This is a genomic window from Paenibacillus sp. USHLN196 (assembly GCF_037144955.1).
In the GTDB taxonomy this organism is placed as follows: domain Bacteria; phylum Bacillota; class Bacilli; order Paenibacillales; family Paenibacillaceae; genus Paenibacillus; species Paenibacillus xylanexedens_C.
The window spans coordinates 382,309-396,109 of sequence record NZ_JBBCYH010000003.1 but is presented as its reverse complement, the minus strand read 5'-3'; the positions used below and the strand labels follow the sequence as shown (position 1 = coordinate 396,109).

Annotated in this window: 8 protein-coding genes; 2 read left to right on the top strand and 6 right to left on the bottom strand. The window is 45.2% G+C overall.

What is annotated here, in order from left to right; genetic code table 11:
* Nucleotides 1–8: 8 nt before the first annotated feature.
* The 5 genes from WFI24_RS08485 to WFI24_RS08465 form a co-directional block, all read right to left on the bottom strand.
* Nucleotides 9–1,652: an extracellular solute-binding protein gene (locus WFI24_RS08485; RefSeq protein WP_336759921.1), complete on the bottom strand. Its 1,644-nt coding sequence runs from the start codon at nucleotides 1,650–1,652 to the stop codon at nucleotides 9–11.
* A gap of 301 nt (nucleotides 1,653–1,953) precedes the next feature.
* On the bottom strand, nucleotides 1,954–3,633 hold the full coding sequence (locus WFI24_RS08480) for a response regulator (protein ID WP_336759920.1): 1,680 nt from the start codon (nucleotides 3,631–3,633) through the stop codon (nucleotides 1,954–1,956).
* 4 nt (nucleotides 3,634–3,637) lie between these two features.
* Nucleotides 3,638–5,386: a sensor histidine kinase gene (locus WFI24_RS08475; RefSeq protein WP_336759919.1), complete on the bottom strand. Its 1,749-nt coding sequence runs from the start codon at nucleotides 5,384–5,386 to the stop codon at nucleotides 3,638–3,640.
* Between the two features lie 82 nt (nucleotides 5,387–5,468).
* Nucleotides 5,469–6,359, bottom strand: a complete 891-nt coding sequence (locus WFI24_RS08470; protein WP_127545810.1) for a carbohydrate ABC transporter permease — start codon at nucleotides 6,357–6,359, stop codon at nucleotides 5,469–5,471.
* A 15-nt stretch (nucleotides 6,360–6,374) separates the two neighbouring features.
* Nucleotides 6,375–7,280: an ABC transporter permease gene (locus tag WFI24_RS08465; RefSeq protein ID WP_336759918.1), complete on the bottom strand. Its 906-nt coding sequence runs from the start codon at nucleotides 7,278–7,280 to the stop codon at nucleotides 6,375–6,377.
* A gap of 315 nt (nucleotides 7,281–7,595) precedes the next feature.
* Between WFI24_RS08465 and WFI24_RS08460 the strand changes: the two genes are divergently transcribed.
* Together WFI24_RS08460 and WFI24_RS08455 are read left to right on the top strand one after the other, a co-directional pair.
* Nucleotides 7,596–8,261, top strand: coding sequence for a potassium channel family protein (locus WFI24_RS08460; RefSeq protein WP_221819505.1), 666 nt, complete (start codon nucleotides 7,596–7,598; stop codon nucleotides 8,259–8,261).
* On the top strand, nucleotides 8,245–9,642 hold the full coding sequence (locus WFI24_RS08455) for a TrkH family potassium uptake protein (protein WP_336759917.1): 1,398 nt from the start codon (nucleotides 8,245–8,247) through the stop codon (nucleotides 9,640–9,642). The genes WFI24_RS08460 and WFI24_RS08455 overlap by 17 nt, the downstream gene beginning before the upstream one ends.
* 129 nt (nucleotides 9,643–9,771) lie before the next feature.
* On the opposite strand, the gene WFI24_RS08450 is transcribed toward WFI24_RS08455, so the two are convergent.
* On the bottom strand, nucleotides 9,772–13,509 hold the full coding sequence (locus WFI24_RS08450; RefSeq protein WP_336759916.1) for an alpha-L-arabinofuranosidase C-terminal domain-containing protein: 3,738 nt from the start codon (nucleotides 13,507–13,509) through the stop codon (nucleotides 9,772–9,774).
* Nucleotides 13,510–13,801 lie beyond the last annotated feature (292 nt).

Here is a 13,801-nt window from a genome sequence, read left to right as displayed (position 1 = left end):
CAACCCTTTTATTGGTTAGCTGCGATGGTGTCGTTCACTTCTTGTGTGATCTGATCCCCGCCAAGTTTCTTCCAATTGGCTACAAAGTTATCGAACTCGTCAATCGACAAGTTACCATAGATGATTTTTAGAAACGTCTCGGCTCTCAGTTTATCGAGTGTTGCCTGTTTGGTATTCATCGTTCTCGTTGGTGCATAGATGAATTCATTCATGACAATCAGGTCATTATCCCTATAGTATTTAATCACACCTTGTGAACTCTCCGGGCCAAAGATACGCTCCATATGCCACTTATCGAGATTCCCATTCCGATAATCCATAATATCGTCATAGAACAGCTTCGCTTCGAGTTCCAATCCGGAGGTGTCTCCTGTTTTGAGCGCCTGCTCTACTTCATCCTGTGCTTTCACATTTTTGTTGGCTGGCAGGTTGGAGACTGTCGCATTATGAAAACCAAGACCTGTCAGTCCATTCAAATAAGCAGCCCGTTCTTCCTTGGCAGACTCACCGAACATTTTTTCAGCCTGGAAATTAAGCAGTTTAATTAACGCTTCTGGATGCTCGTAGCCTTTACGAACGGCAAATATACCGCCCAGACTAAGATGATTCTGTGTTTTGGCTGGCTGATCATCAATCGATTGAACCGGGTAAGCCATCCAGTCGATGTTTTTGTCTTTCTTAATCATGCTACTAACCTGAAATGGTGCCCATTGTGGCAGGAAGAACATGCCTGACTTGCCTGCATTCACATCCTCCATCATTTTAGCAAAATCCTTCACGCCAAATTCGGGATCAAGCACACCCTTCTGATACAGAGTCTGAAGCTCACGCAATCCTTCTTTCACTTCCGGTTGGATCGTTCCATTCACGACTTGACCAGTAGCATCCTTAATCCAGGTTTCGAGGTAACCATGATAGCCGAGCAAGAACGCGTTTATAGGTAAATCTTTGTTCAAGGCAATGCCGTACGTATCATCTTTGCCATTTCCGTCTGGATCTTCGAAGGTAAAGGCTTCTGCAATGTGGATAACATCTTGCATGGATTTGGGTGCCTCAAGACCGACCTTTTTCAGCCAATCCTGGCGTATCCAGATCATATCTGAAGAATCCAGTGAGCCTGGGAAACTCACCATGGCGTATATTTTGCCATCCTTCGTTACCGGCTTCAGACCTGCTCCATCCTCAGCGGACATGAACTCCTTCACCAGTTCGGATGCATACTTGTCATATACTTCGGTTAAATCCTCCAGCATTCCCGCTTCATGAAGTTGTTCGAATTGAACAGCACTCACTTTCAGTACATCCGGCAGATCACCACTCGCCAGCGTGACATTCATCTTATCGTTATAATTGGCATCTGGAACGATCCATTCGTACGTTACATCAATACCGAGCTCATCCTTGTACCCTCTGGTCCAGATGTTGTTGGCGTGTGTATCTCCTTGGGCGAGCGATTCTTTCCCCGTTTCATTCATGGTGGAAGTCAATTTAATGGGTGGGTCATATTTCGTAAGTGGTCCTCCCGCATCCTGCTGCACGTTCGACTCAGCTTCATTCTCGGCACTTCCCGCACCAGACGAACAGGCAGCAAGCGTGGTGGCCAGCACCATGGTTAATGTTAACAATGAGAACTTCTTGAATGATATATTCATGCGAATCCCCCTTTTTTCTCCTCCCGTGAGGTATATAAGATGAACTTTAAATATTAAACATCCACTCCGATAGCAGAATAACCTTCCGATCACTGTTATCCCCAGATTTCCTTTTCCCATTTTTCTAAGGGAGAAATCTGTTGATAAAGGCGAACGCTTCGCTTCTTCAGTTTTTTTCTGCTCTCTCCGTTCATGGTTTAAATTAACTCATCTTATATATGATTTTATCTTACAAAGAAAGCGCTATCACTTCGAGTGTACCCCGTTGACATCTGGTATCTTTGATTTACCATTTTTGACATTAACTTTTCTGATCCCGATACTCTTGAGGGGTGCAGCCTGTTGCTTTTTTGAAGAAACGATAAAAATAATGCTGATCACTAAATCCAACCTTCGCAGATATTTCATGCATCTTGCATGAAGAACCCAGAAGCAACTCTTTGCTTCGCTCCACTCTACGGTCATGGATGTAGTCGGATATGCCCTTGCCTGTAATTCGTTTGTACCAACGCGACAGATAAGAAGGGTTAAGAGAGACTTCCTGTGCGATCCGTGTGAGTGAGAGGTCATCCTCCAGATGGTGCTTGATGTATTGATGGATCGTAATCAGAATCTGTGATTGGTCGTTCACGCGGGCATCGCTTCGTTTGGAGATCATCCATTCGTATGCCGATTGATAAAAGATGACCAGATCGGACCATGCCGTATGGATGTCAAAATGCAGCATTCGGGACAGCGATATTTCTTCCAGTGCCGACTCATACAACCCTAGTTCATGCAGGACTTCAATGAGTATACTAGCTGCACCCGTATACGTTTTCATACGAAAGAACGGATCTTGAAGTCCCTCCTTCGCCGCCTCAGTCCATTTATGGAATGACTCTATCCATTCCCGATCCCCGGCGGTTATTCGCTGTTTAATCTGATCCAGATGCAGCGCTACAACACCCTGTTGATTCATAATGCTAGGGGTGTATGGCAATTCATCCTGGATATTTACACGCAAGAGCTTCTCCATCCCAAGCCCGGGACTCTCATGAATCGACAGGCGTAACTGCGCGATCGCCTGATTAACCCTGCTCCACTCTACCGCCTGCTCGCTGACCATGATGGATACAGACAGGTTCAGGCAGTCTGCACAGGATTGCTGCACAGACTCCAGTGTGCCATAGACAAAACGGAGGGTCTGTACCCAGCTATCCAGCTGACTCCCTCGTTCCCCTTGCGTATTAGATACGTGTGACGGATGTGCCTCTTGCGATTGAATAAAACACGCGATGACCTGAGTATCCAGATCAATCGCCTTCACCCTGGCCTTGTCTTGCAGCAGCTCCTCCGCAACATTGGCAACGGCATAGCGGATTAGACTGCGATCCGCCTGGGATTGATAGTTGTTCCATTCTTCTACCCGGATGATCACTGGAATAACGAGTTGATCGGATTCGAAAGGTAGCTGCACAGCATCCAGTTCTTCTTGAAGTGAAACGGTATCATGTCTATCCGTTCGCTTAAGCACATCCAGCAGCAATTGACGCTGTAACTGGGGCAGCGCTCGCGGTAATTTACTGCGAAACCAGGCAGCTTGGTAGCGAAAATCATTCTCTTCCGAGATCTGTGCTAATGCCCGTTCTACTGCATCCCGAATGTGGTTCATGCCCTCTGTCTTTAACAGGTAATCAACAACGCAAGGATTTCGAATGGCTTGGTGTGCATAATCGAATTCGTTATGTCCCGTCAGTAATAGAACTTTGCATCGTGGCCACCGATCCATAATCTGCTCAATCAACTGCATGCCATCCATGCCAGGCATACAGATATCGCTGAGTACAATATCAATCTTTACCGAGTTCAACCAATCAATAGCTTCATAGGCAGAGTATGCCTTGATAATCTCCATGTCCTGAAGATTTGCTTTTTGAAAGAACGCATACAGTCCATCCAGAATAACGGGTTCATCATCGACAATAAGCATCCGCTGCATAACGCTACTCCCCTTTCCATGGAATCTTCACTATAATGCACAACCCACCGAGCTCACTGCGCTGCGCTGTAAGACCATAGGCAGCCCCGAATTTGATTTTTAATCGCTGATTCACATTCATAAGCCCGGTTATCTCTTCGTTTCCATGTTTCCGCTCTGTTTCCTCGAAGGCAGATTGCAGGTAATTCAATGTTTCGTCGGTTAACTGATCCCCATCATCCTCGATGCGAATAGACAGGTTATCCTGATCTTGTTGATACGAAATCTGTAAAATACCTCCCTGGCTACGTTTGGCTAGTGCATGCTCAAACACATTCTCTACGATCGGCTGAATCATGACTCTGGGAACAGAAATAACTCTGTACCTTGCATCCAGATCCTCCAATTCCAATTGAATCCTCGAACCAAACCGGATTTTTTGAATGGACGCATAGACCAGCGCATGGTCAATCTCAGCCCCCAACGATACTTCCGTATGAGAATCCCGGGACATATACCTGAAATATTGACCCAGGTAATCGGTGAATTCCTGAATGAGCTCCACATTCTCCACTTCAGCCATTTGCTTGATGCTGAATAGACTGTTGTATAGAAAGTGAGGTTGAATCTGGGATTGCAGGTGCTTGAGTTCCGCTTCACTTGTTCGAATCCGTGCAACATAATTCTCATCGATCAAAATATGTAAGCGCTCTATCATATGGTTGAATCGAGAGTACAAATAGCCGAATTCATCCCTTCTGGATGAAGGAATATGTACGCTTGTCTGGCCCTGCTCTGCCATCCTGAATCCTCGAATGAGCACCGCTAAGGGTTGGTGAATCGATCTGTAGATCGAAAACGAGAAGACAATAATGATCACAACCGACATGAAGGTCACCATCCATAACCATACGTTGTATTGTTCCAGCGGTGCGCTCAGCACATCTTGCGGAATAGTAGCTGTCAGCGTGAACGAGTGATCCTTATCATGTAACGAATAATAGAGATATGGATCAGATTGAAACTTCGTAACTTGCATGGACTCGGACGGTTCTGGCGAAACTGTTCGAATCGGTTTTACTGGTGCTGGGTGCTCTGAAGAAGAGATCACTACATGTTGCTGTTCACCAAAACTCAGTGTAATCTCACTTTCACCCGTTTCCGACAACTGCTGCAAACGGCGCTTCAGTTCTTCAGCAGACAAGCGTATCCCTAATATGAAATTGGGTGGCTCCTCATGGTTCATGTTATACGGATTACTTTTCAGGAAATAGAGATCGTTATTGGAATGCGATAATTCGCCATTCAGATTCCCCATCGTCGCGAGCAGATTCTTCCACTCGGTATCCTCCACATCCCGTATCCCATCCGCCGCACTGACTCGTTTATGCAAAGCGGGAACATAATACAACACATCACTAATGTAGGGACTCGTCACCATAATCTGACCCAGCTTATTGTGAATGTTGTTCAGGCTGGATGTGACTTCATATCTGCTCATAATCGCGGCTCGTGTACTTAGCGTGGACATGGGTTCATCAAATGAAAATTCGGTAACCAGCGCACTCATTCGCTCCAATTCGAATTGCAGATGATTATGGTAGAAGTACAATTTGGACTCATGTGCCTTCTCCACCTCCGTCTGCATTTGTTTGGAGCTGAGTTGCGTAATCATTATGCTTATCCCGTACAAGGGCAGAATGACCAGTACAAAAGCAATCATCAGTTTGACGACAATGGATGACTCTCTCCATCTCCCCCGAATGAATCTCAATATTCCATCTCCCCTCTCCTCAATAGCAAAAAAGGAGCCAGAAATCGGCTCCTTCCATCGATCGGTTTTCCTCCTACCGATCTTATCCCTTTACACTTCCAACGACAAGCCCATGAACGAAATACCGTTGCAGGAACGGATACACGAGCAGAATCGGAATAACGGACAAAAAGATCTGGGAAGCTTGGGTTGTTCTATCCGATACCTGACTTAAGAGCGTTGCATCCTCTAGCGTCATCATCTCGCTCTGAATCATCGTTACCTGCTGTAACATGGACTGAAGATATGTAGCCAGCGGATAGCCTTCCGGGCTCTTCATGTAGATCATGCCATCGAACCAGGCATTCCAGTGTCCCACCATGGCAAACAGCGTAATGGTCGCGATACTGGGAAGAGAAATAGGAAGATAGATGCTGCATAGGGTGCGGAAATGTCCTGCCCCATCCATCCAGGAGGCTTCTTCAAGTTCCTTCGGCAATCCCCGGAAAAAATTAAGCATTAGAAGTACATTGAAGATCGGAACGGCGCCCGGCAGAATCAAAGCCCAGATGGAATCCAACAGCCCCGCTTCTTTAACCACCAGGTAACCCGGGATCAACCCTCCACTGAACAACATGGTGAATACGAAGATCCACGCGTAGAACGTTCTTGAACGGAATTTGGCAGCCTCTTTGGAGAGCGGATAAGCTACGAGAATCGTGAAGATCAGATTGGTCGTAACCCCCAGAACGACACGAAGAAGGCTTGTGCCGAATGAGTTCAGGAATTGCTGATTTTCCAGAATGTATTGATAGGACGACAACGTGAAATCGACAGGCCAGAATGTGACGCTTCCCGCTTTTACCGCATCACTTGAACTAAATGAAATCGCTAATATATTCACAATCGGGAACAGGCATAACAAGGCAAGAATCGTCAGGATGACGTAGTTAAACCCTAGAAACCACCGATAGGCTCTTGAAGCATGGTGCATGATTCTGCCTCCTCTCTAGAATATCCGATAATTCGCGAACCGATAGGCCAAGAAATAACCAAGTCCGATAAAAATGAAAGATACGACAGATTTGATCAGACCCAACGCTGTCGATACAGAATACTGAGCATCCTGCAATCCGATCCGGTAGATCATCGTATCCAGAATATCTCCTGATTCATATACCAATGGATTATAGAGGTTGAACACTTGGTCAAAGCCACCGTTAAGTACGTTACCCAGACTAAGCGTTACCATCAAAATCACGATAGGGAGAATGCCTGGCAGTGTGATATGCCATGTCTGCTTCCATCTTCCCGCACCATCCATAACAGAGGCCTCATACAGAGATTTATCAATATTAGTGAGGGCAGCCAGATAGATAATGGTCCCAAATCCGAATTCTTTCCATTGGTCTGTGATGACAAGTATGTAAGGGAACCACTCGTTACTGGCCAGGAATTGAATCGGGTTAATGCCCACGGCTTTCAGCAACATATTAACGATCCCGGTGCTTGGAGATAACACATCCACGATGATTCCCGCCAGAATAACCCATGAGAAAAAGTGAGGCATATAGATCACCGTCTGAATCGTTCGTTTAAATCCTGTCTTGCGAACCTCGTTGAGCAATAAGGCTACAAGTACCGGAATAACCAAGCCGGACACAATTTTCATCGTCGATATAAATACCGTATTCCATACAACCTGCGAGAACCCCGGCAGATCGAACAGATACCTGAAATTGTCCCATCCCACCCAATTCATGTTTTTGAATCCGGCAATGGGAGAGAAATTCTGAAAGGCAATAGAGAGCCCTGCCATCGGAATGTAACCGAATACAATAATAATGAGCAGTCCAGGCAGAATCATAAGATGAAGCGGAACGTTTCGGATAAATTGTTTGTAGTTGGAACGCATAGCTGACTCCTCCTTCAACGTTTATTATAGGAGCAGCCAGATCACCGCAATAGTGTGGGCTATTTACTTTGGGTATCTTTTGTTGACTGCTTTCCACAGTTCAACAGCATATCCCAAAAAAGAAACGAATCAGTTGCAATTCTATTCTTGAGGCATTAGAATGAACTCTTTTGGAGATATGCATAGACATAGATATGTTGGACAGGGTTTGTTAACTACAATATGAAACCTTACAATCCTGTGTACGTAATGTAATATTTACCTATTAGGATATAGAGTAAACCGTTATTTATTTTGATTACAATGAGGGATATTATGAAAAAACAGTTTATGGTACTTGGTCTTGGACGATTCGGTTCAAGCTTGACACACACACTCATTAAAAATGGGCATGAAGTGCTCGCAGTAGACAAAAGCGAAACTCTTGTTCAGGAAATTTCAACGGTAGCAACCCATGCCGTACAAGCAGATTGTACTGACAAATCAGTCCTTATGGAGCTTGGGGCAAGCAACTTTTCACACGCCATTGTTGCGATCGGCGAAGATCTGCAAGCAAGTATACTGACCACTCTGTTATTGAAAGAACTTAATGTGCCCAAAGTAACAGCCAAGGCCAAAAATGATAACCACGGTAGTGTGCTTAGCAAGATCGGTGCGGATCAGATTGTTTACCCTGAACGTGACATGGCCACGAGACTCGGTAATCAGCTTAGTTCAGACAACATCATAGATTCCATTGAATTGTCTTCAGATTATAATCTGGTCGAGATCAAAGCTCCCTTAAGCATGAATCAGAAGACATTGCTGGAACTCAATATTCGGGCTGAATATGGATGTACCGTTATCGCCATCAAAACGGGGAATAACCTGAATATCTCACCCATGGCAGAAGACACAGTCCGTGCGGGAGATATGCTCTTGTTAATAGGCAGTAACGATGACATTCGAAATCTGGAGAGTGATTATGAAACAAAGAGATAAACGCGTGACGGGAACTTCGGCTTTGACGAACATTGAATCGATTGTGAACAAGTTGAAAAATAATATGAGCCCTCCCCAACTCATCATGATGATCTTCTTCACTCTCATCTGGATCGGAGCCATATTGCTTGCATTGCCCATATCTTCAAGTACCGGGACTTCCATCGGTTTACTTGATGCCTTGTTCACAGCAACCTCTGCTATATGTGTAAATGGGCTGATTGTCTTGGATACAGGGAGTGTCTTTTCAACATTCGGACAGGTCATCATCATGATTTTGATTCAGGTTGGTGGACTAGGGTTCATGACACTCGGTGTAATGGTTGCCATTATTCTGGGGAAACGGATTGGCTTGAAACAGAGGCTTCTTATTCAACAAGCCACCAATACCTCCTCAGCTCAAGGTCTGGTTAAGCTATCCATGTATATTGTACTTATAGCCTTTGCTTTTGAAGCGCTGGCTACAGTGGTTCTTACATTGCGCTGGCAGAGCGATTTGGGATGGGGACAAGCTTTCTATTACGCCATATTCCATTCCATCTCTGCCTTCAATAATGCGGGTTTCTCTCTTTGGAGTGATAGCCTTACCCCATTTGTTGGTGACCCGATTGTTAATCTTACGGTCATTACACTCTTTATCATTGGCGGCTTGGGTTATATTGTGGTTGTGGATGTATTCCGCAAACGTTCATGGAGAAAGCTCTCTCTTCATTCAAAAATTGTGTTGATCGGTAGTTTTTCTCTCTACTTGATTGGATTCCTCACCATTTTTTTACTCGAGAGTTGGAATCCTTCAACCTTCGCTGATTTATCTTACAGTGAACGTATATGGGCTTCTCTATTTCAGGGCACCGCTCCTCGAAGCTCTGGATTCAATACCATTGACATTGGAAGTATGTTGGCCACATCCCAATTTTTCATTATTATCCTAATGTTCATTGGGGCTTCTTCCGGCGGAACAGGTGGAGGAATTAAAATCAATACTTTTGTGGTCCTTGTACTTGCGACCATACAAACATTTCGGGGCGGCGGACAGATTCATGCTTTTGAGCGTAAAATTGCAGAAGAAACAGTAATGCGTGCACTCGCTGTTGTCTTAAGTTCTCTCGCCTTTGTGCTTGGGATCTCCATTCTTCTCTCCATATCCGAAGGCATTCTTGAAAATCATTTTCTGGATGTTCTGTTTGAAGCCACTTCAGCATTTAGCACCACAGGACTCTCGATGGGTCTGACAAGTGAGTTGAGTATTGCCGGTAAAATTATAGTCTCTATTACGATGTTTGCAGGACGATTGGGACCATTAACTCTGGCTTTTGCACTGGCTCAGAAGAAACGTACATCCAAAATCGGTTATGCAGAGGACCATGTCCTTATTGGTTAACATACCGGACTACGGACATGTTAATCCTATTGCGGAAAAGTAATTGCTTTTTCAAGTTCAATAGCAAAACGCCCCCTTATCGCAAACGACAGATGTCTGCTTAAGGGGGCCTTTATTTATATATTTTGCTTACAGAAGATCCATAATAAGAACATTTACCGAATGAGCTGACAAACCAACGATCACTGATTCACCATTCAATTTTATCTCCCGTTCTTGGGGAACCACTTTCTCATCATTCTTCTGATTCACATTCGGCACATGCACCAAATGATCTTCTCCAGTAAGTGTGATCAATCTGGCTGAAGCATCAACCTTCAGATCCTGAAGGCAAATCCGGGTTGATTTATCCACACCATCTGCATTCACCAGTTTCACATACACATGCCGTGCGTCCTTCGTAACGGAGTGGAATACTTCCCGGTTGTAAGCTTCCAGTTTGTAATCCAGAACCTTGCTGGTGTTGCGACCATCTGTATAGGAGCAGATTAGATTCTTTCCTGTATCCCCACCATAGTTAACCGTGATTGTATAATTGGTCCCATTCTCGAGTGGTTCATAGTTGGCCGCTCTCAGGTTACCTGCTGCCGAACTGGATGAATAATCTCCCAAGGTGTAACCCTCAATCCCTTGTTTGTACACCTTCACCGCTGTGGCACTTCCCCCGTAACTGATTGCGTACTCGATGACATCCTTATTCTCGGGGGAGATATCCGTCAGTCCCACGCCGATGTAAAAACCATCCTCACCTGAAATTCTTTCAGCCTCAACGTGAACTTTGTAGTTGCTCCATTCGTCATTCAGCAGGTACAATCCATTCAATCCACTTGTTTGTGCGCTCAAGATAAGCCCTTTTCCTGCGGTTAACGTGTATCCTTCCGATCCGGGAATCTGGTTCCATGCCTCACTAGGCTCTGTACGTTCCCTGAAATCTTCATCAAACATCAAACTGCCATCCACATTGGACGTGACCGTGACTCGTTTCACCACGATGTCTGCATGACCTGTTGCAATCTCGATGCCGCCACGCGGAATGAGACTCAGCGGTTTGCCTTTGCTGTAGGTGGAGAACGAAGTCTCAAGCACCTGATCTCCTACATGTTTTGCAAAAAGCTGCTGTACATAGTAATTCGGTGTATACCACACGGTTTCATCATCAAACCAGATGCAGTCCGGCGTCCAGCGGTAGGTACCGTCCGTTAGTACTTTGTTGAACAATGGCGCATAGGCTGCCAAACGAACAACGTCTGCATTATTTTCAAATCCGGTCATGATCGCAGCTTCTGCGACCGCACCTGCCAGCGTGTTTTTGTCCGTGGAAGCATATTCTCCAACAAATACTTTGGATGTTTCTTTCCAATCGATACTTCCATCTTCATGATAAGCCCGGTCATAGTAGTTGTACCGATCTACGTTATTCAGTAAATATTCATTGGAGCGGTAGTAGTGCTCATCTGCAATGGTGTCCATGTAATTGTCCTGATTCTCATACCAGGTTACGGTCTCCTCAATCACCTCAGTACCATCGGCAAAAGCAACCTGAGCTGACCCGGTCAGATTTCCGCTGAGGAACTTCCATCCTTCCTGATACGCATCATCATCCGCCTGAGCACCAACCGTCGAGATAATATGCAGCTCATGATCAGGATAGTTCTGTTTCATGTACTCATCTATCGAACGTTTGAATACTTCGAAGTTGGCAAAAAATTCAGTGCCCCAGTTCTCATTACCTACACCCAGATAACGAAGATCGAATGGTTCAGGATGTCCCATCTGGCTTCGTACCGCCGCCCATTCGTTGTATTCAAAGTCTGTACTGAGCGCAAAGTCAATCAGATCTGTAAAGTTGCGGATATAATAATCTCTTAAAGCGCCACCCGCAGGGTGAGCATAATCCGAGCGTGCCTGACATAACACACCGCAAGCCATGACTGGAACCGGAGCGGCATTCAGATCTTCCGCCAGTTGGAAGTACTCCATATAACCAAGGCCCATCGTCATCATGTAACCCCAGACATTATAATTCTCTTTGCGGAGCTCAACCGGACCCACAGAATCCTTCCAGTCGTATACGTTGTCCCAGATAAATGATCCTTCCGAGATACATCCGCCCGGAAAACGCAAGAACTTCGGATGCAGATCTGCAAGTGCCTGGATTAGATCTTTTCTCAATCGATAGTTCGGATTACCTGTGTAGTTGGCATGTGCTGTAGCCGATATGCCTTCTTCTGTCGGATCAGATCCCCATACATTCTGAGGGACTAAGGACACCATATCGATCGAGATGTCACCTGCAAACGTAAGTGCCAGTTGACCAAGTACAGTCTCCGTTCCAATCAGAGACAAACCGTATTTCTTCCATGTGTTCCCGCCTTCAACATGCAGTGTTACCGAATCACTGATGGATATGTCCCTTCCATCCTGCAATTGAACGGTGATTGTTCCTGCCGATTCTGCTTTTGCCCATACGGTAAAGTCATAGGATTCACCCTGCTTGATGGACATGGCACAATGCTGGTTGGAGTCTGAGAATCCACGATTTCGAATCGTTGCCCCATCCTGAACCGTTACATAATAAGCATTTACTTCAGGGTCTTCCACGTTAAAATGAACGTTTAGTCCATCCGTATGTTGTACGAGCATTTTCTCCGTATCGCCTGACCAGGCAAACAAAGGTTCACGATTTCGACCTGTCGAACAACCACATTCTCCAGAGTCATGCGAGTACGTATCAAATGCAAAAGATTCAAATGATCGATTCTGAACAAGCTCTGCATAGATTCCGCCATCTGCCGCGTTGTTAATATCCTCGTAGAACAGCCCATACATGACTTCACTGATATCAGCTACCTTCTGATCTCCATGGATGGTGACCGTATAAGGCGGGAGATGCGCGGGCACAACAGACACGTCAAAGCGTTGACTCTGCTCACTATCACCTCTGTTCAGAAGCGCACGGAGCGTAACCTCTTGTGCCGATGTGATTGCCTGGACCTCTCCGTTCTCGGTCAGGACTTCCGGCTTACTGGAACTCCATTCAACAGACACTTTACCACCCAACAAGTGTGCCGGCAGTGACACATCCTTGGTGATGATTCGGTTGGGGAAGGACAAGTACTTGTCCGCCGCAAGCTTCACAATCGCTTCATCTGTCAGTGATTCACACATGACTTCAATGACTTCATCCATGGTAAGCGCTGCTTGGTAGATCCGAAAGTCGGATAACGAACCTGCAAAGTCCACATCCGCTGCATACTGGGAACGTGCAATATAATTCTGGCTATAATTCTCAGAATCGGTGAAAGAGTCAAACCATTCGCGTAATTTGGCATAATTGCCACTGGACGTCTGACTGATCGATCCATCTGCCGCCTTCTCCCCGTTCACATATACAATTGGCCCTGCACTGCTCAAAGTCCCCCCGTGGCTGCCTGTTACAGAGAGTGCAATATGTATCCATTCTCCACTTGGAACTCCCCGGCTTGGGTGGACAACCAGATTATCACCAGCATATAACGTACCCAAGAGCTGACGTGTCAGAAATAAATACGGTCCCTTCTCCCCTTTACCAAAGTCAAAAATGCGTTCCCACACATTAGACCCCTTGCCCAGAAACACCCAAGCGGCAATCGTAATCCCTGTGTTATCGCTTACATCCCGAAGCAGATCCGAAGGTAATTGCAGATAAGAAGTTCCATTCACTCCCCCGTTGAAAGTTACCGCCGATCTGCCTTTCACCTCGGATACCACAGGTAGGATTTCACCTTTGGCTATACCATCATGTCCCTTACCGGAACTGTCCTTTCCGATCTGAACGGTATCTTCGAACGTGTATTGTGCGATTAATTGATTTTGATATGTGCTCATGTTCTTACCTCCTATGTAGTTGGGAATTGTCGGTTTACGCTTTTGATTCGTATTAATATAAAATGATTGATAAATAGTTAAACACATTACTTAAACGTAATAATATCGCATCATTGATCCCAATTTCAATCCTAAATTTGAGAAAGACGACTGGTTTATTTGAATGTAATGAGCTGTATCGGCTCTTCCCGTCTCTCTTTAATTATTCATTTTAGTCTTATAAACATTATATTTATGGTTTACAAACATATAAACCAATTGATAATATAACAAATGAAAGCGCTTGATTTAT

What these genes read in the sequence shown, in the direction of transcription:
- WFI24_RS08480 (WP_336759920.1), bottom strand. Translation starts at nt 3,633, where the DNA reads ATGCAGCGGATGCTTATTGTCGATGATGAACCCGTTATTCTGGATGGA.
- WFI24_RS08470 (WP_127545810.1), bottom strand. Translation starts at nt 6,359, where the DNA reads ATGCACCATGCTTCAAGAGCCTATCGGTGGTTTCTAGGGTTTAACTAC.
- WFI24_RS08485 (WP_336759921.1), bottom strand. Translation starts at nt 1,652, where the DNA reads ATGAATATATCATTCAAGAAGTTCTCATTGTTAACATTAACCATGGTG.
- WFI24_RS08460 (WP_221819505.1), top strand. Translation starts at nt 7,596, where the DNA reads ATGAAAAAACAGTTTATGGTACTTGGTCTTGGACGATTCGGTTCAAGC.
- WFI24_RS08450 (WP_336759916.1), bottom strand. Translation starts at nt 13,509, where the DNA reads ATGAGCACATATCAAAATCAATTAATCGCACAATACACGTTCGAAGAT.
- WFI24_RS08465 (WP_336759918.1), bottom strand. Translation starts at nt 7,280, where the DNA reads ATGCGTTCCAACTACAAACAATTTATCCGAAACGTTCCGCTTCATCTT.
- WFI24_RS08455 (WP_336759917.1), top strand. Translation starts at nt 8,245, where the DNA reads ATGAAACAAAGAGATAAACGCGTGACGGGAACTTCGGCTTTGACGAAC.